Here is a 22,292-nt window from a genome sequence, read left to right on the forward strand (position 1 = left end):
AATGTCCGCAGAGACTAACTTCTCGAACGCGCGTTTCATGACAGTGGCTGAAGTTGCCGAAGTCCTCCGGGTTTCCAAAATGACCGTGTACCGTCTGGTTCACTCGGGAGAATTGCCGGCCGTCCGATTTGGACGATCATTCCGTGTCCCCGAAGAAGCAGTGAGCCAGTACCTCAAGGGCGCGGTCGTCGACGGACACTCAGAGACGGCTTGAGTCTTGCTTGGTCCCCAAAGGGCCAGCGGTCATTGGGTGCCCCCGATAGGCGGTACCCTGTTAAGGAACGTTTTACGTCATTGTAAGAATCTGTCAGTTGTAAAGTCTGTTGCTCAGTTCAAGGACCTCACCCAGCAGACAGAGTCTCAATCTAGTTTGGTTAGGAACTTACGTGGGTTCAGTTATTAAGAAGCGCCGCAAGCGTATGGCCAAGAAGAAGCACCGCAAACTGCTTCGTAAGACCCGCCACCAGCGTCGCAATAAGAAGTAGAGATACTTCCTACAGCGTGAATGCCCGTTGCCTCCCGAGGCGGCGGGCATTTTTGCGTCCGGGGGTGGCCCGAACTGCCTGGCGATGCGCGAAATCCCTGGTGACACCCGAATATGGTGCGCGCCAGGGATTTTCTGTGTCGCACAGCTCTTTGCGTGTTGCAGGAAGAGTGTGGGTCAGGCCCTCGGGCTGCGGAACTTGGAGAAACCCCGCCACAAACCGTAGACGGCGCCTCCGACGGTCGCGGCTTTGAGGCCGAGCGTGGCTGCCCGGCGGCCGGAGCGGAAGTCGTAAACGGGCCAGTTGTTCTCCCGCGCATGGCGGCGTAGCCCGGCGTCGGGGTTGATGCACACCGGGTGGCCCACCAAAGTGAGCAGCGGGATGTCGTTATGTGAATCGCTGTACGCCCAGCAGCGCTTCAGGTCCAGGCCTTCTTCGTCCGCTATTCGCTGCACAGCCACGGCTTTGGCTGGTCCGTGGAGGATCTCGCCCACCAGCCGGCCAGTGTAGGCGCCATCTTCGACTTCGCCCACAGTACCCAGGGCGCCCGTCAGGCCTAGGCGCGTGGAAATGACGGTGGCAACTTCGATGGGCGTGGCGGTCACGAGCCAGACCTTCCGGCCGACACGCAGGTGCTGTTCTGCCAGCGCCTTGGTACCAGGCCAGATCCGAGACTCGATCATCTCGTCGTAGACCTCTTCGCCCAACTCCTTGATATCGGACACCTGGATACCGGCAGCGAGGATCAGCGCGGAATCCCGGACGGAATGGACGTCCTCCATTTTTTCGCCCCGCAGGACGAACTTGAACTGCTTCCAGGCAAAGCCCGCGGCTTGGGAGAGTGTGAAGGCCTTGCGTTCATACATCTTCCGGGCGACGTGGAAGAGGCTGGCACCCTTCATCAGGGTGTTGTCGACGTCGAAGAATGCGGCTTCGCCGTGTTGCTGCGTTGCAGCCGGCGCGGTGGCCACAACGGCGTTCTTCTCGACGGGCATGCCTTGAGTCTAGTCAATCGCCCGGCCCCCTGCCGTTCGCGACGGTTGTGCCGACGCTGAAGCGATACCGTTGAACCATGCCAAATCCCGACGTCGTACTCCTCACCAAAGCTGACTGCCACCTTTGCGCCGCCGCGCGTGACGCCGTCGAACGCGTGACCTCAAGCCTTGGCCTCAAGTGGACGGAACAGTCGATCGACACTGACCCGGTACTACGCGAGCGCTACGCCGAGGAGATCCCGGTGGTGTTCGTGGACGGAATCCAGCGGGATTTCTGGAAAATCGATGAGGCACGATTAGTGCGGGTCCTGAAGAAGGCCATCGCCGCCTGAACATGCGTGCAGAGCTTTGTTGGCAATAGAGTGGGAAAACAAAGCGACGCAATGGAGAAGAACGTGACTGCGCTGGAACCGTCCGCCGAAGCTGTACCCGGGGACAAGGACTCTGCCGCGAAGCAGATACCACCCGCGGCTGTGGCCCGGATGACGCTTTACCTGCGCGCTCTGAACTCCCTGCTGGGCGAAGGCGTGGAACGTGTTTCCTCCGAGGCTTTGGCCGAGGCGTCGGGAGTCAGTTCATCCACTTTGCGCAAGGATCTCTCTTACGTCGGCTCCTATGGAACGCGTGGCGTGGGATACGAGGTCCAGTACCTTAGCCGGCACATCGCGGCGGCGCTCGGCCTGACCCACGACTGGAAAGTGGCCATTGTGGGCGCCGGAAACCTTGGCAAAGCCTTGGCACGGTACGGCGGATTCGAATCGCGCGGTTTCGACGTGGTGGCGATCCTCGACGCCGATCCCATGATCATCGGGAACGAAGTCGGCTGGCTGCGGGTCAGCGACGCCGCCAATCTTGAAACGGTCCTTCAGCGGACCGGCACCAACATGGTTGTCCTCGCCCTCCCGGCCGCAGTGGCACAGGACGTCTGCGACCGCGTGATCAGCGCGGGTATCCGCAGCATCCTCAGCTTTGCTCCGGTGCTGTTGCAGGTTCCGCCGTATGTGAATCTGCGCAAGGTGGACATGGCCACTGAGCTTCAAATCCTGGCGTATCACGCACAACGGGCGCAAACTCCGCGCCAGGCCCTCTAGGCCAAGCCGGGTCTGCGCCCGTTGTTGGTTTTGTTCTTGGCTATGGGCTCTGTGGCCGTTCGCCGTCTGGCTTTGCGGCCGTAAGGCGCTGTCCTCAGCGGCCGTACGGCGCCTGGCCGTAGGGGTTCGCGAAGGGCTGGGCTTTCCGGAAATACGGCGCCGAGGCCGGCAAGTACAGCAGCACGATCGCGGCGATGCCCAAGAGGATGGTGACGGTGCCCATGCCGATCTGGGTCAGGCCCAACAGGGAAATTGCGGCAAAGACCGTGCCCAGGATGCGGGCCCAGTTCTTCCCCTTGCGGACATTGAACGCAACCAGTGCGTAGAGCCCGGCAAAGATCACCGAGAAGATAACCAGGACGGTCACCAAAATATTGATGAAGCTGCTGGTATCTATGCCTGAAGCGTTGCTTCCTTGCGCCGACAAGGCCTGATCCAGCATGCTCTTGCCTGCCGGCGAGTTCAGCGTAGCGATGGTGAAGGGAATGCCGATCAAGGTCAGCAAACCGGCTGCAAGCATGAGCCAGAAGGAGATGTTGACCAGCTGCGGGACTCCGGACGTCGCGGCGGGCTGCTGGCTCGGCCAAGTGACCGGTCCGCCCTGGCCGTACTGCGGGACGGAAGGCTGGCCGTATTGCGGCGGCTGAGGTACCTGCTGGCCGTACTGCGGAGCCTGCTGCCCGTACTGGGGTGCGGACGGTTGTCCGTATTGCGGCGCGGAAGGCTGGCCGTAAGGGGGCTGCTGACCCTGCTGCGGTGCCTGTTGGCCGTATTGCGGCTGCTGACCCTGCGGGGGCGTCTGCTGGCCGTATTTCGGTTCCTCAGGGGTGGGATTCTCGCCGGGAGTGGACGGCGGGTACGGAGGGGTGCTCATGGCATTCCTTTGCGTGTCGACTGCAGATACGGCTGCCGGGTGCAACGTGCCCTGCCCCCAGCTCGGCTTAATTCCACCGTACCCCGACGGCACAGTGCTGGTGCTGATTCACGGGAAGAATTCTCGCTAAACAAGCTTCGGCGGATCTGCCGTGAACGGTGCGAAGACAAAGGGAAGGCCGCGGGGCCCTCCCGGGACCTGCCGCGGCCTTCAGCTCGGCTTGGAACGGTGTGGCTAGACGGCGCTCCTCGCTGACTTGAACCACGCCTGCGAATTGGGCAGCCACATCAGGATGGTCGCGATAAGGCTAATGACGAAGCTGAACCAGTTGTTGCTCTGTCCATTGGCCATCGCTCCTCCCACGATCGAGAGAATCAGGGAAATTCCCGCAATCACGGTCAGCCCGAGGCGGGCCCACTCCTTGCCTTCCTTCATCTTCATCGCGAAGACGATCTGGGCTGCACCCACAACCAGCGCTATCAGTACCAGAAGGAGGACGACGACGGCGACCCCCGGCGCGAGCGTGAAAAGCACAATGGAGCCAAAGAGGCCGAGTAGGCCACCCAGGAGGCCCAGGAGCCCGCCGATAAGCCAGATCCAGTACGAGACCTTCAGCTCTATCGGCATGCCAGCAACGCTGAACATGCCGGAAAAACCGCCCTTGGGCAGCACATCGTTGAAGCTCTTGGGACCGTCGGTAGGCATCTCGAAGTGGAAACCCTCGCCGTGCCCGGGTTGCCCCGGCTGCTGGTTTCCAGGGGCGGGCTGCTGGTAGGAGGGAGGCGCTTGGTAAGAAGGAGGTGCTTGGTATCCCTGCGGAGGCTGGTAACCCGCAGGAGGGACATTGCCGGGCTGCGGTGGCTGGGCTCCGGGCTGTTGAGGCTGAGGAGCTTCGTTTGGGTTACTCATGGCATCACTTTAGACCTGAGGTTTAAGGATTCATAGGAAATTCTTGGCTAATTCGCCGCTAAATATCGGCTTTTGGACCAAAAATAGGCGGGTGACACCGCAAGCAAAGAAATGGCGCCTCCGGGGCTGCACACGGAATCGCGTGCAGCCCCGGAGGCGCCATTCAGTCCGGGAATCCGGCGGATTAGGCGGCAGGTGCGATGAAAGCCAGTTCGAGGTTGATGACAACCTTGTCGCTGACCAGCACGCCGCCGGCCTCGAGTACTGCGTTCCAGGTCAGGCCGAAGTCCTTGCGGCTGATGGTGGTCTCACCCGAGACGCCTGCGCGGGTGTTGCCGAACGGGTCGACAGCCACGCCGTTGAACTCGGTCTCGATGGTCACCTCTTTGGAAACGCCCTTGATGGTCAGATCGCCCACGAGGTCGAAGCTGTCGCCGTTGGCCTTGACGTGGCGGGAGACAAAAGTGATTTCCGGGAACTTCTCCACATCGAAGAAGTCCTCGCCCTTGACGTGGCCGTCGCGGTTGGCATCGCCCGAGTCGAAGCTGGCGGTCTGGATTGTTGCGGCGACCTTGGAGTCGGACAGGCCGCTGCCGAGTTCAAGCGTGGCCTCGGCCTCGGTGAACTGGCCGCGGACCTTGCTGATGCCTGCGTGGCGGACGGTAAAGCCGATCTCGCTGTGGGAGTTGTCGAGGGTCCAGACGCCGGTGGTGACGTTTGCGGGAAGAGTCATGGGGTTCTCCTTGGGAAGGTGTGATCGTAGCTTCATCGGGCGTTCGGCCGCACTTAGTTGAAGTGTCAACCGAACCTTGTGTCAAGTATAAACATGCAAATGCATCTTTTATTCCACCTTCAGGGAACATTCTGAAGAAACTTTCAGTTCTACGAAACGTAGAAGATTTCAGATCGCCCGCCTTCTTTGAGAAACTGGTAAACATGCCCCAAGCAACTGTCCATCTGCTCCGCCATGGCGAGGTCTACAATCCCGACGGCATTCTGTACGGCAGGCTGCCCGAATTCCACCTCTCCGAACGCGGCCGCGAGATGGCCAAGATGCTCGCGGACCACTTTGCTGCCCGCGTCGCGCAGGGGGCGAACATCGTCCACCTCGGCTCCTCACCGCTGACCCGCGCGCAGGAAACCGCCCTGCCCACTTCCGAGGCCTTGGACCTCCCGATCCACACGGAACCGAGGATCATCGAGGCGGAGAACCACTTCGAGGGGCTCAAGGCCAACATCTCCGAATTCATCAAGCCCAAGCACTGGTTCGAGTACCGCAACCCGCTGCGTCCGTCCTGGGGTGAGTCTTACCAGGACCAGGTCACCCGCATGCGTGCCGCCGTCGAGGACGCCCGGCTGAAAGCGATCGAACTGGGCGGCGATGGCGCCGAAGCCATCCTCGTCAGCCACCAGCTCCCCATCTACGCCACGCGCCTCAGCGCCGAGGGCCGGCCCCTGTGGCACGATCCGCGCAGACGCGAGTGCACTCTGACGTCCCTGACTTCCCTGGTGTTCGACGACGGCAAGGTTGTGCGGGTGGAGTACAGCGAACCTGCCGCCGTGCTGCTGCCCGGTGCCGCGAAGACACCCGGAGCATGACAATGGACCGCAACACCACCAGCCGCAAGAACGGCGGCCAGAAGATCAATGGCGCCTTGACTTCGCGCCGCAGCTTCCTCGCTGTCGGGGGAGTGGCACTCTCTGCATTGACCATGGGCCTGTCCGCCTGTGCCCAGGAAGACGCCCTGGCCCAGCAGGCCAAAGCCGGCGACAACAAGAACTACGTCGCCGGAGACGGCTCGGTGACCGAATTCGCCAAAGCGGACCGCAAGGCCGCCGTCGGGATCAAAGGCACTTTGTTCGACGGAACTGCCGTGACCCCGCAGGACCTGCTCGGCAAGGTGACCGTCCTCAATTTCTGGTTCGCCGCGTGTGCGCCGTGCCGGGTTGAAGCGCCGATTCTTGAGGAACTGCACCAGGAGTTCAAGAGCAAAGGTGTCCAGTTCTACGGCGTGAACCTCCGGGACGAGAAGGCAACGGCGGACGCGTTCGACAAGACGTTCAACCTCACGTACCCCAGCTTCGACGACAAAGACGGCGCCGTGCTGCTGTCTGTCTCCGGCATTGTGCCTCCGGGTGCGGTGCCGACCACACTGGTGCTGGACAAGGAAGGCAAGGTTGCCGCCCGCGTCCTGGGCGAGATCGAGAAGAGCACGCTCAAGGCGCTCATCACCACCGCGGTTGCCGAGTAGGTGGCCCCGACAGCGTGAACAGCCCTTTCGCCGAGACCATCCTGAGCGGTTCCCTGCTGCTGGCCATCCCCGTGGCTTTGCTGGCCGGACTCGTGTCCTTCCTGTCGCCTTGCGTCCTGCCCCTGGTACCTGGCTACCTCGGCTACGTGACCGGGTTGACCGGCGTCGACCTCCAGAAGCAAAGGCGCGGGCGCATGCTCGCGGGAATCGGCCTGTTCGTCCTCGGATTCTCGGTGATTTTTGTCCTGCTCGGTGGTGCCTTCGGCCAGCTAGGGACACTCATCACCGGCCCGCAGAACGCGTGGATCACGCAATTGCTGGGCATACTGGTGATTATCATGGGCGTCGTCTTCCTGGGCGGCTTCGGGTGGTTGCAGCGCGACGCCAAAATCCATGCCAAGCCGCCGGCTGGGCTGTGGGGGGCCCCTTTGCTGGGCATCACGTTCGGACTGGGCTGGGCGCCCTGTATTGGTCCCACCTATTCCGCCGTTCAGTTGCTGAGCCTTTCCGGGGGATCGTCCGCGGCGAAGGGGGCTCTCCTGGCGTTTGTCTATAGTCTTGGCCTTGGCATTCCCTTCCTGTTGATAGCCCTCGCAGTCCGCCGGGGGATGGGTGTGATGTCCTTCTTCCGCAAGCATCGCCTCGCGATCCAGCGGATGGGCGGGGGCATCCTGATCCTCCTGGGAATCCTGATGGCCACGGGAGTGTGGGGCGCCTGGGTAACCGGGCTCCAGTACTGGTTCCAAACCGATGTGAAGTTGCCGATCTGATGAGCGAGCCCGTGCAAGGTAAAAAGAAGTCCAACAAGTCCGCCAGCGAACCAGCGGCAGCTGACAAGGCGAACGGCAAGGCGATCGACAAGGCCAAGGCCGAAGCGGCACTGCCGGTCCTGGGGATCGTAGGCATGCTGCGCTGGGCCTGGACCCAGCTGACCAGCATGCGTACTGCGCTGTTCCTGCTGCTGCTCCTGGCCGTCGCGGCGGTTCCCGGCTCGCTGTTCCCGCAGCGCCCGGCGAACCCTTCGATCGTGACGCAGTACATCAGCGACCACCCGGACTACGGCAAGCTCCTGGATTCCGTGCAGCTCTACGACGTGTACTCCTCTGCCTGGTTCTCGGCGATCTACATTCTTTTGTTCATCTCCCTGATCGGCTGTGTCACGCCACGGGCCATCGCCCACTACAAGGCAATGCGCTCCCAGCCGCCGCGGACCCCGAAGCGTCTCTCCCGCCTCCCGGAGTACGGCACGCTTGTGCTGGCCGCCGACGCCGGGATCCCGGCGTCGAAGGCTATTTCGGACGCCGCCGCGGTACTGAAGAAGCGCGGCTACCGTGTGGAGGTGCGCGACGTCGACGCCGCCATGCCTTCCTTGGGTGCCGAGCGCGGCTTCCTCAAGGAAGTGGGCAACCTCGTGTTCCACGCCTCGCTGATCGGAGTGTTGGTTTCAGTGGCGGCCGGCGGGCTGTTCGGCTACAGCGGCCAGCGCATCCTGGTGGAAGGCGACACCTTCGTGAACACCTTGGTTGGCTATGACCAGTTCAGCCCAGGCACCAACTTCCAGAGCAGCTGGCTGCAGCCGTACTCCATCCAGCTGAACAAGTTCGATGTCCAGTTCGACCGGGAATCGCCGGCGCATTTCGGCCAGCCCATCGACTTCACGGCCGACGTCACCACCAAGGACACCCCGGACGCGCCTGCCAAGAAGCAGGTCCTCAAGGTCAACGATCCCGTGACACTTGGAGATACCAGCATCTACCTGACGGGCAACGGCTACGCTCCCGTGGTCACGGTCCGGGACGGCGCAGGCAACGTCGCCATGCAGGGACCCGTCGTGGCCAAGCTGCAGGGTGACAACTACTACTCCTCGGTGGTCATCAAGGTTCCCGATGCCAAGCCCGATCAGCTCGGCTTCGCAGGGTTCTTCCTGCCGACGGCGATGGTCACGGACAAGGGTGTCGCCTACAGCGGCGATCCCGAACTCATCAACCCGCAGTTGAACCTCAACTCGTACTACGGCGACCTCGGCCTGAACAAGGGCACCCCGCAGAACGTCTTCGAGCTCGACGTGGCCAAGCTGACTCCGCTCAATGGCCGCGGCATGGCCGAGAAGGCCATTGCCCTCGCCCCCGGAGGCACTTACACGCTTCCGAACGGCAAGGGCAGCATCACTTTCGACGGCGTCAAGAAGTACGTTGGCGTTGACATCCACCACAATCCGGGCCAGGCCACCGCGCTCGTGTTCGCCCTGCTGGCGGTCGCCGGACTGATTCTCTCCCTCTACCTGAACCGCCGCCGCGTCTGGGTCCGGACCGGAACCCACGACGACGGGCGCACAATGGTGGAGTACGGTCTCCTTGCCCGCGGCGAGGACCACAGGCTGGCCGGCGAAGCTGCCGCGATCCGCGAACTGCTGCAACGAGAATGGCTGCTCACCACAGAGCAGTCCACCGACACCGTTTCTTCCTCAACCTCGAAGGACCAGTAATGTTCCCCATCAACGAAACCATGGGCCAATACAGCGAGCTTTTCATGCTGCTCGCGGCCGGCACCTACACGGTGGCGTTCGTCGCTTTCGCGTGGGACCTCGCCAAGAGCAGCAAAATGCTGAAGGCAGTGGACCTGAAGGCGGCCTCTTCGGTGGCAGCCGAAGTCAAGGTTCCGGTCGCCGCCGGGCGTGCCGGTGGAAACGACGTCGGGGGACCTGCCGGCCGTACTGAGCGCCCGACGTCGGCGATCACCTCCGTCAACCAGACCGCCGGCGGTGACATGAAGTACGCCGCCGAGCGCCGCATTCCCGCCCGCGCGGCAGTTGCTGTCGCGATCATCGGCGTGGCAATCCACGGTGCCGGGGTTATCACCCGAGCGATCGGCGCAGGCCGCGTGCCGTGGGGGAACATGTACGAGTTCCTGACCACCGGTGCTTTCCTGGTGGTTGCAGTCTTCCTGCTCTCGCTCATCCGCCGCGACCTGCGCTTCCTGGGCACCTTCGTGCTCGGCCTCGCTGTGATCATGATGGTGGCAGCGTCGGTGACCTATTGGACCCCGGTAGGCCACCTGGTTCCGGCACTCCAAAGCTACTGGCTGGTCATCCACGTCTCCATCGCGGTGATGTCCGCGTCCCTGTTCACCTTGACGTTCGCCATGTCAGCCCTGCAGTTGCTGCAATCGCACCGGCAGAAAACCCTGGCGGCCGGCGGGGTGGACAAATTGGGCTTCATGCGGCTCGTCCCGAACGCGCTGAGCTTGGAAAACCTGTCCTACCGCATCAACACCGTGGGATTCGTGGGTTGGACCTTCACCCTCATGTTCGGCGCCATCTGGGCCGAGAAAGCCTGGGGCCGGTTCTGGGGCTGGGACACCAAGGAAGTCTGGACCTTCGTGATCTGGGTGGTTTACGCCGGATACCTGCACGCACGCGCCACCCGCGGCTGGACGGGAACCCGTGCGGCCTGGTTGTCGATTGCAGGCTACCTGTGCGTGATCTTCAACTTCACCGTGGTCAACGTGTTCTTCAACGGCCTGCACTCTTACTCGGGGCTTTCGCAGTAGGGCTTCCCTCCGAAGGGGCGCCTGACCGTCCTGATCCTTTTTGAATTAACGACGACGGCGACACTCCGCACTTGCGGGCGTGTCGCCGTCGTTCTTGGTTCAAAAGAGGTCAGGAAGGGAACGTCAGCTGTTGACGTCGCCGCTGTCGTCGGCCTTGGATTCGCCCTTGAGCTTGCGTTCCTTGGCTTCGAGTTCGGCCTTGAGTTTCTTCAGCCGTTCGGCTTCGGCCTGGTTGCGACGGCGGACCTCGAGGTTGCGGAGAAAGTCGGGGTCGTCGTCGGGGGCGGTGGGGTGGCTCGCGGGCTGCGGGGTGGGGCGGATGTTGTAGGGACGGCCGATGAGGAACCAGAGGACCGCGCCGAGAACCGGCAGAAGGATCATGACGACAATCCACGCGGTTTTGGAAATTCCCCGGGTAGAGCGGCGGTCGGTGCGGATGACGTCCACCAGCCCATAGACGAACACGAGAAGGACGGCGACAACTGCAACAACGCGGAGCATACCGTCAAGTCTAGTCGCCGCCGGGTCCAACGATAGCTGTGCGATCAGGGTGCAATCAGGCTGTGAGGCTAAACTTGATCCGTGGCTTTCCTCAAATACTCCCTGATCCGCCTTGCGATCTTTGTACCGCTCTTCGTCCTCTTCGCCCTCCTGCAGACGGGTTTGTTCCTGGCGGCGATTTTCGCGGGCCTCATCGCGTTCGCCATCAGCTACCTGTTCTTCCAGAAGCAGCGCGACGCCGCCACTGCCGCCATGCACGAACGTTTCTCCGGGCGGGCCAAGCCCATCCGCTCTGCGTTGGAGATTGAAGATGCCTCGATCGAGGACCGGCTGGTCGATGAAAACCCGGCGGTAAAGGTCGAGAACGACCGACGCCCCAAGGAATCCCAGAAGCCCCACAACTGAGCGGGGGTTCGGGGAAACCGGGCTATATGTGAGCGGGGGTTCGGGGGGAAGGACGCCCGCTCACTTTTGAGGTGTTTTCGGCGAACCCTCGCTCACGTCATGTGAGCGAGGGTTAGAAGCCGTGGCTCAGGATGAGGCCCAGCGAGAACAGCACGCTGTAGCCAAGGTTGATCAATCCGGTCTGCTTGAGCACCGGGATGAGGCTCTTGCGCTTCCGGCCGTTGACCATGAGCCAGGCCGGCATGAGGCAGGCGGGGATCAGCAGGAGGACTATCAGCATCCAGGGCTTGGTAGGCGCGAGCACCACGACCAACAGGATCGCGACTGCCAGCATCAGGACGTAGCTCTCGCGGGCGTGGCGGTCGCCCAGCCGCACGGCCAGTGTCCGCTTGCCTGCCACCATGTCCGTCGGGATGTCCCGCACATTGTTGGCCATCAGCAGGGCACAGGCGATCAATCCCGTGCCTATGGCGCCGATGACGGCCGGAAGGCTCACTTGCCCGGCCTGCGTATAGGTGGTGCCCAGCGTTGCCACCAGGCCGAAGAAGACAAACACGAAGAGGTCGCCAAGGCCCAGGTAGCCGTACGGGTTCTTGCCGCCGGTGTACCCCCAGGCAGCGAGGACGCAGCCGAGGCCCACCAGGATCAGCCACCAGCTCTGGGTAATGATCACCAGGACCAGGCCGAAAATCATGGCCAAGCCGAACGCACCGAAGGCGGCCCACTTGACATGGTCCGGGCGTGCCGCCCCGGATCCGACCAGCCGGAGCGGACCCACGCGGTCCTCGTCGGTGCCGCGGATGCCGTCCGAGTAGTCGTTGGCGTAATTGACCCCGATCTGCAGCAGCAGCGCCACGAGGGCGGCGAGGATGGCATTCAAGAGCCGGAAAGATTGCAGCTCGTAGGCAGCCGCGGTGCCGATCAGCACCGGCGCGATTGCTGCCGGCAGGGTGCGCAGGCGGGCGCCTTGAATCCATTGTGCAGCAGTTGCCACGTTCAGTACCTCGTGTTGTTTCGCGTTGCGGAAGGCAAATGACGGTCAGGGAGGACGTGTCTATTCTCCCTGATGCACCTCGGTGAGAAGCTCGATCATCGCCAACCGGTCCGGCTTTCCATTGGGGAGCAAGATGAGACCATCCGTCGTGAGCACCGTTTTCGGAGCGAGGTTCCCAAGCGATTCCTGGCAGTGGGCCTTGTAGTCCGCGATGCTTTCCGGGGAGCTGTCCTCGACGGCAACATAGGCGGCCACCGCCTGGCCCCACTCACGGGAAGGCACGCCGGCCACGAAAGCCGCCGTGACGCCGTCGAACTTTTCAAGCTCCGCCTGGATGAACGCGGCGGAGGCTTTGACGCCGCCAGTGATGATGACGTCGTCGGCGCGGCCCAGCACGGTAAGCGTGCCGTCGGGGGCGAGCTCGCCGAGATCGTTGGTGCGGTACCAGCGGGTGCCGTCCTCCTCGAAAAACGCCTCGGCAGTCGCCTCGGGCGCGTCCAGGTAACCGGAAGCCACGGTGTCGCCGCCCAGGAGGACCAGGCCGTCGTCGTCGAGCATGACCCTGACGCCGTCAAGCGGGCTTCCGTCGTACACGCAACCGCCGCACGTCTCAGCCGAGCCATAGGTGGTCACTACCTTCAGCCCGGCCTCCCTGGCGGCGTCCAGCAGTGCGGCGCGCGCGGGCGCACCGCCCAGGAGGATGGCGTTGAAGCGGCGAAGCACCGCAAGGGTCCGCGGCGAGGGCGAGTCCAGGAGCCGCTGCAGCTGCGTCGGTACCAAGGAGGTGAAGCGGATGGTGTCCGTCAGCTCTTCGGCGGCGGCGGTGAAAGCCTCCGGAGTGAAGCCGTTCGAGAGGTCCATGGCCCACGGACGCGTGCCGGCGAAGAGCGAGCGGACCAGCACCTGCACCCCGGCAACGTATTGCAGCGGCAGGGCAAGGAGCCACTGTCCCTCGCCCCGGAGCGCGATGGCCGTGGCCATCGAAGAAGCAGCGAGCTCGTCGACCGTAAGCACCGTGGCCTTGGGCGTGCCGGTGGAACCGGAAGTGCGGACCACTACTGCGGCGTCCTCGAAGCCCGGTGTTTCAACCGGCACCGCCGCAGGGGTGCCGTCTTCCAGGATGACGATTTCGACGGCGGGTCCCTCGTCGTGGAGGGCGGCGGCCAGGGCTTTGAGAACGGGATCGATGTTCACGGGCGAGTCCTAGAAGTAGTAAGGGAAGTTGGACCAGTCCGGATCGCGCTTCTCGAGGAAGGCTTCCTTGCCCTCGACGGCTTCGTCCGTCATATAGGCCAGGCGCGTGGCCTCCCCGGCGAAGACCTGCTGGCCGGCCAGGCCGTCGTCGGCGAGGTTGAAGGCGAACTTGAGCATGCGGAGGGCCTGCGGGGATTGGCGTGCGATGTCCGCGGCATACTCCAGGGCTACCTCCTCAAGGCGCTCGTGGTCCACGGCTTCGTTGACGGCACCCATGCGCACCATGTCCTCGGCGGAATACTCACGTGCCAGGAAAAAGATCTCGCGGGCGGCTTTCTGCCCGATCTGGCGGGCGAGCAGCGCCGAGCCGTAACCGGCGTCGAAACTTCCCACGGTGGCGTCGGTTTGCTTGAACTTGCCGTGCTCGCGGGAGGCGATGGTGAGGTCCGAGACGACGTGAAGCGAGTGCCCGCCACCGGCGGCCCAGCCGTTGACGACGGCGATGACCACCTTGGGCATGGTCCGCATGAGGCGCTGGACTTCCAGGATGTGCAGGCGGCCGGCGCGGGCGGGATCGATGCTCTCCTGCGTCTCGCCGTCTGCGTACCGGTACCCGTCTCGGCCGCGGATCCGCTGGTCCCCGCCGGAACAGAAGGAGTGGCCGCCGTCCTTGGGGGAGGGGCCGTTCCCGGTGAGGAGGACTGTGGCGACATCCGGAGTCATCCGGGCGTGGTCCATGGCACGGTAGAGCTCGTCAACGGTGCCGGGGCGGAAGGCGTTGCGGACCTCCGGGCGGTTGAAGGCGATCCGCACCGTGGGAAGGTCCCGTGCCACCTTTCCGTCGGCGTCCCGCTCGACCTGCCGATGGTAGGTCATGTCCTGGAAATCGTCGAAACCGGACACGGTGCGCCAGCGCGACGGGTCAAAGACGTCGGATACCTTGGCGGGGAAGTCGTTGCTCACCCTCAGAGTCTAGTAATCCCCTCAGCTGATGCAGAACTCGTTGCCTTCCGGATCCGCCATGGTGTGCCATTCGTGTGGCCCTTGTTTGGCTGTCCAGAGGTATTTCGCGCCCCGTGCTTCCAGCGCGGCGCGCACTTCGTCCTTGTCCTGCCCGTTGAGGCGCACGTCCCAGTGGACACGGTTCTTGACGGTCTTGTCCTCCGGAACGGTCTGGAACAGGAAGCGGCGGCGGGTGTCCTTGTCTTGGTCTTCCGCCGGGCCAATGGCTGCGCCGTCCTTCCACACCAGCTTGCCGTCGTGGGTGGTCGTTTCAGCCTCCGTGGCGAAGCCTTGATCGACCATGGACCGGATGAAGGCCTCGTCCTGGGGCTCCACAATCCAGTCGAGCGTCTCGGCCCACCAATCGGCCAGGACGTGCGGATTCTTGCAGTCGATCACTACCTGAAAGTTCAGTGCCATGGACTGAACCTACGACGACGGCGCTTGGCCGGGGAAGTGCCTAGCGGACAGTTCCGGTCCGGGTTTCCCAACTAGCTCGCATTTGTTGTCGTTTAGAGGCCTGAAAACGACATCTACTGCGAGCTAGTTGGGTTGGTTAGCCGCCCAGGAGTTGCGGGGGGATCGCGTAGATCAGCACGACGGCCAACAGGTTCTTGGCGGCGTGAACAAAGTAGGAGAACATCACGTTCTTGCCCGTCCAGACGTAGACGGCCACCAGGACGACGCCCATTCCGAGGTACGGGGCCAGGGCGGGAAGTACCAGGCCTTCACGCCCCACGACGTGGATGGCCGCGAAGCAAAGCACGGACAGGACGCTACAGAGCCAAATATTGACGCGGCGGGACAACTTACCGATGAGCAGGTGCCGGAAGAGGTATTCCTCCACGAAGGGACCCAACACCACCAGCAAAGGCACCACGAACCAAGCCGGCAGTTGCAACACCAAGGACTGCAGGCCCAGTTGGTTCTGCGATTCCTTGGCCGAGCCGGTAACTGTCACCAGAATGGCGGTGATCACCAGCATCGCCACGATGGACAGCGGGATCATGGCAAGCGTGAACCACGGACGAGTCGCGAGGATCAGGAGGTCGCGGGCTATGACGCGCCACGCAGCCGCAGCCGCAAACATGCCCACCGAAGCGTAGAAAGCGAGGTTGATGGCGAAGACGGCGGTGGCGGGGTCGGGGAAGACCTGCTGCACGAAACTCGTCACCGGCGCGGTGGCGAGGCTCAGAACGGCCGCTAATGACACATAGAGTCCGAAAGCCGCAGCGTCCAAGCCCGTGAAACGGTATAGCCTGCCGGCCGGCGGAATGGTGCCCATACGTCCAGCGTAACGCCCCTGTTTGTTGCCCGCGTCACGCTCCGCCGAAATCACCGGGTAGGATGGTTTTGCCGGATTTACCTTCGACGCTTCCGTGTTTTCGCTATTGATTCGACTCGCCAACAGGGTGAATGCTCGAATTGCTCGTGCCGATGCGCGTGAAGCTAGGGCCGGTATCTCCTCAACCCACAAGGAACAGCTGTGCCTCAAAAAACCACAACCGACCTTCAGCGTGAGCCGGGAACCCTGGCTGCGCCCAGTACCGCTACAACTTCCGAAAACCTCAGTGCCGAGGGCTACCAGAAGACCCTGAGCCGCCGCCACGTCACGATGATCGCGATGGGCGGGGCGATCGGCGTCGGCCTCTTCATGGGCGCGGGTGGACGCCTGGCTTCCACCGGCCCGGCCCTCATTTTCTCCTACGCCATTGCCGGCGTCATCGCCTACCTGCTGATGCGGGCCCTCGGCGAACTGATCATGTATCGCCAGACCTCCGGCTCTTTTGTCAGCTACGCCGGTGAAATGTTCGGCAAAAAGGGTGCCTTCCTCTCCGGTTGGATGTACTTCATCAACTGGGCCATGACGGGTATCGCCGAACTCATTGCCATCGGCCTGTACTTCCAGTTCTTCTTCCCGAACGTTCCCGTTGAACTGTCCGCCATCGCCGCGCTGGTGCTGCTGGTTGCCGTGAACCTGTTCAGCGTCAAGGCCTTCGGCGAGTTCGAATTCTGGGCTTCCTGCCTCAAGGTCGCCGCGATCCTGATCTTCCTGGCCGTGGGCACCTTCATGGTGGTCACGAACGCGCAGGTCGGCACTGGCCACGCTTCGGTGGGGAACCTCTTCGCTGCCGACGGCGGCATGTTCCCCAAGGGCGGCCTGGTGATGATCCTGGTCCTGAACGCCGTGATCTTCGCTTACAACGCCATCGAACTGGTCGGCATTACCGCTGGCGAGATGCAGAACCCGGAACGCGAAGTGCCCAAGGCGATCCGCGCCGTCGTGATCCGCATTGTGGTTTTCTACGTCGGTTCCGTCACCCTGCTGGCGATGCTCCTGCCCTCCGACCAGTACCACGCGGGCACCTCCCCGTTCGTCACGGTCTTCGGCCAGATGGGCTTGCCGTGGATGGGTGACGTCATGAACATGATCGTCATCACCGCTGCGCTGTCCTCGTGCAACTCGGGCCTGTACTCGATCGGCCGCATCTTCCGCACCATGGCCAACAATGGACATGCCCCCAAGTGGCTCACCAAGATGTCCACCCGCCACGTGCCGTACGCAGCCATCCTGGCAATCGGCGCCGTGTACCTCGTGGGCATCCTGCTCAACATCTGGTTGGGCGGTTCGCACGCCTTCGACCTCGCGCTGAACACAGCCTCGATCGGCGTGATCTTCACGTGGGGCTCGATTTTCGCCAGCCAGATCGCCCTGCGCAAGAAGAAGGGCAACGTTTCCAGCCTGCCGATGCCGGGTTCACCGTGGACCAGCTGGGTTGGCCTGATCGCCCTGTTGGCCATCACCGTGCTGATCGGCATGGACACCATGACGGACAAGGCCACGGGCGAGGTGTTCCTCCTGGGCCTCTGGACCCTGGCGACCATCCCGTTCTTCGCCCTCGTGCTGTGGCTGGGCTGGCAGAAGGTCAAGAACAACGAGCCGAAGAGCGAGCTGTTTAGCTAGTCCCCACCGGCTCCCAACCTTCGCAAGCTCAGGTCGGGGCCCTCGCCGGCGTGGGCCCACCGACGACGGCGGGCGCCTCCCGCTCCGGGGGCGCCTGCCGTCGTACTCTGTTCAGGCCCTAGTCCCTCAGGTACTTCGCGAAGTGGTCCTCGATCCGCTGCCAGGCTTCCGGAGCTGCCGCCGGATCCGGCTTGATGCCCATAACCCGCATCAAAGGCCGCAGTGGCCGGGGCCCGACCGGAACGTCGTTCATGAAGGCGTGGCCCGCCGTCGGGAATTCCTTGACGTCGTGCTCGATCCCGAGGTTCGTCAACACAGCCTCCAACTTCGCGGCGGCTCCCGGCATCGTCCGGTCCTTGCCTCCGTAGTTGGCCACCACGGGGCATGCTCCCTCCAAAGCCTGCTCCAGGTGCCGGGGCAGCCGGCCGTAGTTCACGGAGGCCGCGTCGAAGTCGTCGTGGGCCGCGAGCAGGGCGAAGGCGCCGCCCATGCAGAATCCGATGACCCCCACCTTTCCTGTGCACCGGGCATCGCTGCGGAGCCAGGAGCGTGCCGTGGACACATCCGTGAATGCCCGGCCCGTGCCCGACACAAGGGAGCGCATCGTCGCCACGAGGCAGCGCCTCGCGCCGCCGTCGCTATAGAGGTCGACGGCGAGAGTCAGGTAGCCCGCCGCGGCGAGCCGGTCGGCGTGGCGGCGCATCATGTCGTCGAGCCCAAAGGCTTCATGGATAAGTACGACGCCGGGAAACGGCCCCTCGCCGTCGGGCTCGGCAAGGTAACCCTGCAGGGTCCGCGAGCCTCCGGCCGCGACGCTTTCCTCGCTCAAGTCGATGTGCACCATGGATGCAATCCTGCCAGACCGCGCAAGTGTCTTGTCGGCTGTTTTTGTCAGCTGTTTTTGTCGGCGGTCGCCGATAGGCTCGATGCATGGACCACAGCACCACGCTCAGCCAGCACGTCAACGCCTCCCGGGAGAAAGTCTGGGCCGTGATCTCCGACATTCCCGGCTCGGCCAAGACCCTGTCTGGTGTCAAAGCCATTCAGATGCTCAGCGAGGGACCTTATGGTGAGGGCACGCGTTGGAAGGAAACCCGCGCCATGATGGGCAGGGAGGAAACCGTGGAAATGCACGTTTCCCAGTGCGATCCTCCGCGCGGCACCACGGTCACTGCACGGCAGGGCGGTGCGGACTACACCACCCGCTTCACCCTGGAAGAGCGCGACGGCGGGACCGAACTTGCGTTGTTCTTCGGCGCCGAGGTCCTCAAGCCGACTTTCTTCGGCAAGGTCATGATGGCCGCGTTCGGAAAGCTTGGGATGAGTGTCACTCGCAAGGCGCTCGCGAAGGATCTCGCCGACATCGCGGCGAAAGCGGAGGCGCTCTGATGGCTGCGGTCGCCAAGGTGACGGCACCCCGGATTTCCCCGATCAGGCTTGACGAGCTCCGCGACGATCCCGCGCCGGACTTCCAGCGCGGCGAGCGGTACGACGGCGTCCGCCTCACCCGTGCCGTGGCTGACGGAGCGGAGCTGAGTGGAGCGGACTTCATCGAGTGTGAATTCAACGGAGTCTCCTTCAACGAAGCCCAACTGCGTGGCGCGACCTTCCGGGATTGCATCCTGAATGAGCCCTACGCGCCGGTATTTACGGCTGCGCGCACTTCGTGGCGTGAAGTGGAGATCAGCAACCCTCGTTGGGGTTCAGCGGAGATGTACGAGGGCGCCTGGCATTCGGTGAAGATCGACGGCGGCAAGCTGGACTTCCTGAACCTGCGTGGATCCAAGCTCACGGATGTGGTGATCACGGGCTGCATCATCAACGAGCTCGACCTCGCGGCTTGCACCGCGACGCGGGTGGTGCTCAAAGACTGCACCATCGGGACGCTGGATGTCACAGGGGCCAAGCTCAAGGATGTGGACCTGCGTGGCTCGGACTTCCGGATGATCAATGGACTTGGCGGCTTGTCCGGCGTGGTCATTGACGATTACCAGCTCAGCCTGTTGGCACCCCTTTTGGCCGGACACCTGGGTATCCGGGTGATCTGAGTGGAGCAACGGGGTCGCGAGGTGACGGTTGACGACGTGACGGTTGACCGCGGGGCGGCGCCGTGTAATCTTTATAGAACGAACGGTCGGTAAATTATTCACCGGCCCCGCTCCCTTCGCGAAGGATGTTCTCATGGTCGAGGCTTTTCTTGTTGGCGGTGCCCGCACCCCTGTAGGCCGTTACGGCGGCGCGCTTTCCGCGGTCCGGCCCGATGACCTGGCAGCCCTCGTGGTCCGCGAAGCCGTGGCCCGTGCCGGCGTCGACCCCGACGCGATCGATGAAGTCATCCTGGGCAACGCCAACGGCGCCGGCGAGGAAAACCGCAATGTTGCCCGCATGGCCACCCTCCTGGCGGGACTTCCCATCCATATCCCCGGCATTACGGTTAACCGCCTGTGTGCCTCCGGCATGAGCGCCATCATCATGGCCAGCCACATGATCAAGGCCGGTGCGGCGGACATCGTGGTGGCAGGCGGCGCCGAGTCGATGAGCCGGGCCCCGTGGGTGCAGGAGAAGCCCTCCACGGCCTTCGCCAAGCCTGGCCAGATCTTCGACACGTCCATCGGCTGGCGCTTCGCCAACCCCCTTTTCAGCAAGGGCGAGCTGTCCCGCGGCGGCAAGATGACGTATTCCATGCCTGAAACTGCTGAGGAAGTTGCCCGCCTGGACGGCATCTCCCGCGAGGACGCCGATGCCTTCGCCGTACGCTCGCACGAGCGCGCGCTTGCTGCCATCGCCGGCGGTCGCTTCAAAGAAGAGATCGTGCCGGTCACCGTGAAGACCCGCAAGGGCGAAACCGTGGTGGACACCGACGAAGGCCCGCGCGAGGGAACCACCATGGAGGTCCTCGCCGGGCTCCGTCCAGTGGTTCCCGGCGGCTCGGTTGTCACGGCGGGAAACTCCTCCTCGCTCAACGACGGCGCGTCAGCCATCATCGTCGCGTCCGAGGCTGCCATCGAAAGGTTCGGCCTCACCCCGCGGGCCCGCATCATCGACGGCGGCTCGGCGGGCTGTGAACCGGAAATCATGGGCATCGGCCCTGTTCCGGCCACCCAGAAGATCCTGGGCCGTTCCAGACTCACGGTCGGCGACCTTGGCGCCGTCGAACTCAATGAAGCGTTCGCGACACAATCGCTCGCGAGCATGCGGCGTCTGGGCCTGGATCCTGACATCGTGAACCTCGACGGCGGTGCGATCTCCCTGGGGCATCCGCTCGGTTCCAGCGGCTCACGTATCGCGATCACCTTGCTGGGCCGCATGGAACGTGAGCTGGGCACCGCCGACCGGAAGATCGGCCTCGCGACGATGTGCATCGGCGTCGGGCAGGGCGCCGCCATTCTCCTGGAAGGCATGTAATGGCGTTGAACCCCGAGGAATTCGCAACGTTGCTCATCGAGGACCGCGAGGACCGCGTCATTGTCCTCCTGAACCGGCCCGAGGTCCGCAACGCGATCGACCAGCAGATGGTGGACGAACTCCATCAGGTGTGCGATTACCTTGAACGCGAGCCCAAAATCCTGATCATTGCCGGCGTCGAAGGCGTCTTTGCATCGGGCGCAGACATCGGCCAGCTGAGGGAACGCCGCCGCGACGACGCCTTGCGCGGCATCAACTCCACCATCTTCGTGCGGATTGCGAAGCTGCCCATGCCCGTCATCGCGGCCCTGGACGGCTATTGCCTAGGCGGCGGTGCCGAACTCGCCTACGCCGCGGACTTCCGCATCGGTACGCCCGGCCTGCGCATCGGCAACCCGGAAACCGGACTGGGCATCATGGCCGCGGCCGGCGCCACGTGGCGACTCAAGGAACTCGTGGGGGAGCCGATCGCCAAGGAGATCCTCTTGGCGGGCGCCGTCCTCCGCGCCGAGGAAGCCCTCCGCATCAATCTCATCACCCAGATCCATGAAGCCCCAGTGCTGATGGAAGCGGCCCACAACCTCGCTGACCGGATCGGCCGGCAAGACCCCTTGGCCGTGCGGATCACCAAGTCCGTGTTCCACGCTCCGGCCGAAGCTCACCCCGTGATCGACACCCTGGCCCAGGGCATGCTTTTCGAATCGCAAGCCAAGTTCGACCGCATGCAGGCGTTCCTGGACAAAAAGAGCGCTAAGCAATCCAGCGACAACCCAGACAGGACCCGAAAATGACAGCAACGCCCGCCATCCCGCATGTTGTCGGTGTCCTCGGCGGTGGCCGCATGGGCGCCGGGATCGCCCATGCTTTCCTGATCAAGGGCGCTACCGTGATCGTCGTCGAGCGCGACCACGAATCCGCCGCTGGAGCGCAGGGTCGCGTTGCCGAGGCTGTGGCCAAGTCCGCCGCCCGAGGCACACTGACGGAAACCGCTCAAGAGGCCCTGTCTCGATTCAGCACCTCCACCGACTATGACTCCTTCGTCCATTGCGGGCTCGTGGTCGAAGCCGTGCCCGAAGACTACGAACTCAAGGTTGCGGCCCTCAAGGCTGTGGAGGAGCACCTCTCCGCTGACGCCTTCCTCGCCTCCAACACCTCGTCGCTCTCCGTGACCGGCCTCGCTTCGCAGCTCCGGCGGCCCGCCAATTTCGTGGGCCTGCACTTCTTCAACCCGGTCCCGGCTTCAACGCTCATCGAGGTGGTCCTGGCCAAGGAGACTTCGCCGGAGCTCGCCGCCACGGCGAAAAGCTGGACCGAGGCACTCGGCAAGACCGCCGTCGTCGTCAATGATGCGCCCGGCTTTGCCTCGTCCCGGCTGGGCGTCGCGATCGCACTTGAGGCGATGCGCATGGTGGAAGAAGGCGTGGCCTCCGCGGAGGACATCGACGCCGCCATGGTGCTCGGCTACAAGCACCCCACGGGACCGCTCAAGACCACGGACATCGTGGGCCTGGACGTGCGCCTCGGCATCGCCGAGTACCTGCATTCGACGCTGGGGGAGCGCTTCGCCCCGCCGCAGATCCTGCGCGACAAGGTTGCTCGCGGCGAGCTGGGACGCAAGACCGGCAAGGGATTCTTCGACTGGACTGAGTAGCCTCTGTTGGCCCAACTGAC

27 protein-coding genes are annotated in these 22,292 nt (G+C 63.5%); 16 read left to right on the top strand and 11 right to left on the bottom strand.

Going from position 1 to position 22,292, the window contains the following annotated elements; genetic code table 11:
* Position 1 precedes the first annotated feature (1 nt).
* Together QRN59_RS15415 and QRN59_RS15420 are read left to right on the top strand one after the other, a co-directional pair.
* Positions 2-214, top strand: coding sequence for a helix-turn-helix domain-containing protein (locus QRN59_RS15415; RefSeq protein WP_078107672.1), 213 nt, complete (start codon positions 2-4; stop codon positions 212-214).
* 172 nt (positions 215-386) lie between these two features.
* Positions 387-485, top strand: coding sequence for a 30S ribosomal protein bS22 (locus QRN59_RS15420; RefSeq protein ID WP_003792170.1), 99 nt, complete (start codon positions 387-389; stop codon positions 483-485).
* A 176-nt stretch (positions 486-661) separates the two neighbouring features.
* Here QRN59_RS15420 and QRN59_RS15425 read toward each other — a convergent pair whose 3' ends face one another.
* The gene (locus tag QRN59_RS15425) at positions 662-1,480 is read right to left on the bottom strand and encodes an HAD family hydrolase (RefSeq protein WP_284983371.1); all 819 of its coding nucleotides are present in this window, start codon (positions 1,478-1,480) and stop codon (positions 662-664) included.
* A gap of 77 nt (positions 1,481-1,557) precedes the next feature.
* Between QRN59_RS15425 and QRN59_RS15430 the strand changes: the two genes are divergently transcribed.
* Positions 1,558-1,812 (top strand): glutaredoxin family protein, encoded by a 255-nt coding sequence (locus QRN59_RS15430; protein WP_269998811.1) that lies wholly within the window; start codon positions 1,558-1,560, stop codon positions 1,810-1,812.
* 51 nt (positions 1,813-1,863) lie between these two features.
* Complete coding sequence (locus QRN59_RS15435) at positions 1,864-2,571, top strand: redox-sensing transcriptional repressor Rex (protein WP_268818795.1); 708 nt, start codon at positions 1,864-1,866, stop codon at positions 2,569-2,571.
* 94 nt (positions 2,572-2,665) lie between these two features.
* Here QRN59_RS15435 and QRN59_RS15440 read toward each other — a convergent pair whose 3' ends face one another.
* The 3 genes from QRN59_RS15440 to QRN59_RS15450 form a co-directional block, all read right to left on the bottom strand.
* A complete protein-coding gene (locus QRN59_RS15440; RefSeq protein WP_284983372.1) occupies positions 2,666-3,445 on the bottom strand; it encodes a hypothetical protein in 780 nt (259 codons plus the stop codon).
* Positions 3,446-3,679: 234 nt separating this feature from the next.
* Positions 3,680-4,354 (bottom strand): hypothetical protein, encoded by a 675-nt coding sequence (locus QRN59_RS15445; RefSeq protein ID WP_284983373.1) that lies wholly within the window; start codon positions 4,352-4,354, stop codon positions 3,680-3,682.
* Between the two features lie 184 nt (positions 4,355-4,538).
* On the bottom strand, positions 4,539-5,087 hold the full coding sequence (locus QRN59_RS15450; RefSeq protein ID WP_284983374.1) for a YceI family protein: 549 nt from the start codon (positions 5,085-5,087) through the stop codon (positions 4,539-4,541).
* 203 nt (positions 5,088-5,290) lie between these two features.
* Here QRN59_RS15450 and QRN59_RS15455 point away from each other — a divergent pair, with 203 nt between their 5' ends.
* The 5 genes from QRN59_RS15455 to ccsB are packed head-to-tail and all read left to right on the top strand — an operon-like array spanning position 5,291 to position 10,155.
* Entirely contained in the window at positions 5,291-5,953 is a 663-nt protein-coding gene (locus QRN59_RS15455) for a histidine phosphatase family protein (protein ID WP_284983375.1), read from the top strand.
* Positions 5,954-5,955: 2 nt separating this feature from the next.
* Positions 5,956-6,606, top strand: coding sequence for a TlpA family protein disulfide reductase (locus tag QRN59_RS15460; protein WP_502871064.1), 651 nt, complete (start codon positions 5,956-5,958; stop codon positions 6,604-6,606).
* Between the two features lie 14 nt (positions 6,607-6,620).
* Positions 6,621-7,376 (top strand): cytochrome c biogenesis CcdA family protein, encoded by a 756-nt coding sequence (locus tag QRN59_RS15465; protein ID WP_284983376.1) that lies wholly within the window; start codon positions 6,621-6,623, stop codon positions 7,374-7,376.
* Entirely contained in the window at positions 7,376-9,091 is a 1,716-nt protein-coding gene (resB, locus tag QRN59_RS15470; protein ID WP_284983377.1) for a cytochrome c biogenesis protein ResB, read from the top strand. The genes QRN59_RS15465 and resB overlap by 1 nt, the downstream gene beginning before the upstream one ends.
* Positions 9,091-10,155 (top strand): c-type cytochrome biogenesis protein CcsB, encoded by a 1,065-nt coding sequence (gene ccsB / locus QRN59_RS15475; RefSeq protein ID WP_284983378.1) that lies wholly within the window; start codon positions 9,091-9,093, stop codon positions 10,153-10,155. The genes resB and ccsB overlap by 1 nt, the downstream gene beginning before the upstream one ends.
* Before the next feature lie 123 nt (positions 10,156-10,278).
* On the opposite strand, the gene QRN59_RS15480 is transcribed toward ccsB, so the two are convergent.
* Positions 10,279-10,656, bottom strand: coding sequence for a PLD nuclease N-terminal domain-containing protein (locus tag QRN59_RS15480; RefSeq protein ID WP_284983379.1), 378 nt, complete (start codon positions 10,654-10,656; stop codon positions 10,279-10,281).
* Positions 10,657-10,737: 81 nt separating this feature from the next.
* Between QRN59_RS15480 and QRN59_RS15485 the strand changes: the two genes are divergently transcribed.
* Positions 10,738-11,061 carry a DUF4229 domain-containing protein gene (locus tag QRN59_RS15485; protein WP_284983380.1) on the top strand — a complete coding sequence of 108 codons (324 nt, stop codon included), beginning with the start codon at positions 10,738-10,740 and terminating at the stop codon, positions 11,059-11,061.
* A 112-nt stretch (positions 11,062-11,173) separates the two neighbouring features.
* Here QRN59_RS15485 and QRN59_RS15490 read toward each other — a convergent pair whose 3' ends face one another.
* The 5 genes from QRN59_RS15490 to QRN59_RS15510 all read right to left on the bottom strand — a co-directional run bounded on the left by QRN59_RS15490 (position 11,174) and on the right by QRN59_RS15510 (position 15,536).
* Complete coding sequence (locus tag QRN59_RS15490) at positions 11,174-12,055, bottom strand: 1,4-dihydroxy-2-naphthoate polyprenyltransferase (protein ID WP_284983381.1); 882 nt, start codon at positions 12,053-12,055, stop codon at positions 11,174-11,176.
* A gap of 60 nt (positions 12,056-12,115) precedes the next feature.
* Positions 12,116-13,249 carry an AMP-binding protein gene (locus tag QRN59_RS15495; RefSeq protein ID WP_284983382.1) on the bottom strand — a complete coding sequence of 378 codons (1,134 nt, stop codon included), beginning with the start codon at positions 13,247-13,249 and terminating at the stop codon, positions 12,116-12,118.
* A 9-nt stretch (positions 13,250-13,258) separates the two neighbouring features.
* Complete coding sequence (locus tag QRN59_RS15500) at positions 13,259-14,212, bottom strand: 1,4-dihydroxy-2-naphthoyl-CoA synthase (protein WP_284983383.1); 954 nt, start codon at positions 14,210-14,212, stop codon at positions 13,259-13,261.
* A 21-nt stretch (positions 14,213-14,233) separates the two neighbouring features.
* Complete coding sequence (locus QRN59_RS15505; RefSeq protein ID WP_284983384.1) at positions 14,234-14,671, bottom strand: VOC family protein; 438 nt, start codon at positions 14,669-14,671, stop codon at positions 14,234-14,236.
* Positions 14,672-14,807: 136 nt separating this feature from the next.
* The gene (locus QRN59_RS15510) at positions 14,808-15,536 is read right to left on the bottom strand and encodes a CPBP family intramembrane glutamic endopeptidase (protein ID WP_284983385.1); all 729 of its coding nucleotides are present in this window, start codon (positions 15,534-15,536) and stop codon (positions 14,808-14,810) included.
* A 201-nt stretch (positions 15,537-15,737) separates the two neighbouring features.
* On the opposite strand from QRN59_RS15510, the gene QRN59_RS15515 reads away from it, so the two are divergent.
* Positions 15,738-17,216 (top strand): amino acid permease, encoded by a 1,479-nt coding sequence (locus tag QRN59_RS15515; RefSeq protein WP_284983386.1) that lies wholly within the window; start codon positions 15,738-15,740, stop codon positions 17,214-17,216.
* A gap of 118 nt (positions 17,217-17,334) precedes the next feature.
* Here the strand turns inward: QRN59_RS15515 and QRN59_RS15520 are convergent, their stop codons facing one another.
* Positions 17,335-18,060: a dienelactone hydrolase family protein gene (locus QRN59_RS15520; protein WP_284983387.1), complete on the bottom strand. Its 726-nt coding sequence runs from the start codon at positions 18,058-18,060 to the stop codon at positions 17,335-17,337.
* An 86-nt stretch (positions 18,061-18,146) separates the two neighbouring features.
* Between QRN59_RS15520 and QRN59_RS15525 the strand changes: the two genes are divergently transcribed.
* The 5 genes from QRN59_RS15525 (at position 18,147) to QRN59_RS15545 (ending at position 22,272) form a co-directional block, all read left to right on the top strand.
* On the top strand, positions 18,147-18,605 hold the full coding sequence (locus QRN59_RS15525; protein WP_284983388.1) for an SRPBCC family protein: 459 nt from the start codon (positions 18,147-18,149) through the stop codon (positions 18,603-18,605).
* Positions 18,605-19,264 carry a pentapeptide repeat-containing protein gene (locus QRN59_RS15530; protein ID WP_284983389.1) on the top strand — a complete coding sequence of 220 codons (660 nt, stop codon included), beginning with the start codon at positions 18,605-18,607 and terminating at the stop codon, positions 19,262-19,264. Before QRN59_RS15525 ends, QRN59_RS15530 begins: the two co-directional genes overlap by 1 nt.
* 133 nt (positions 19,265-19,397) lie before the next feature.
* A complete protein-coding gene (locus QRN59_RS15535) occupies positions 19,398-20,621 on the top strand; it encodes a thiolase family protein (RefSeq protein WP_284983390.1) in 1,224 nt (407 codons plus the stop codon).
* Positions 20,621-21,412: an enoyl-CoA hydratase/isomerase family protein gene (locus tag QRN59_RS15540; protein ID WP_284983391.1), complete on the top strand. Its 792-nt coding sequence runs from the start codon at positions 20,621-20,623 to the stop codon at positions 21,410-21,412. The genes QRN59_RS15535 and QRN59_RS15540 overlap by 1 nt, the downstream gene beginning before the upstream one ends.
* Complete coding sequence (locus QRN59_RS15545; protein ID WP_284983392.1) at positions 21,409-22,272, top strand: 3-hydroxyacyl-CoA dehydrogenase family protein; 864 nt, start codon at positions 21,409-21,411, stop codon at positions 22,270-22,272. Before QRN59_RS15540 ends, QRN59_RS15545 begins: the two co-directional genes overlap by 4 nt.
* The last annotated feature ends 20 nt before the right edge of the window (positions 22,273-22,292 follow it).

The sequence above is a fragment of the Arthrobacter sp. efr-133-TYG-118 genome (genome assembly GCF_030209755.1).
GTDB lineage: Bacteria > Actinomycetota > Actinomycetes > Actinomycetales > Micrococcaceae > Arthrobacter.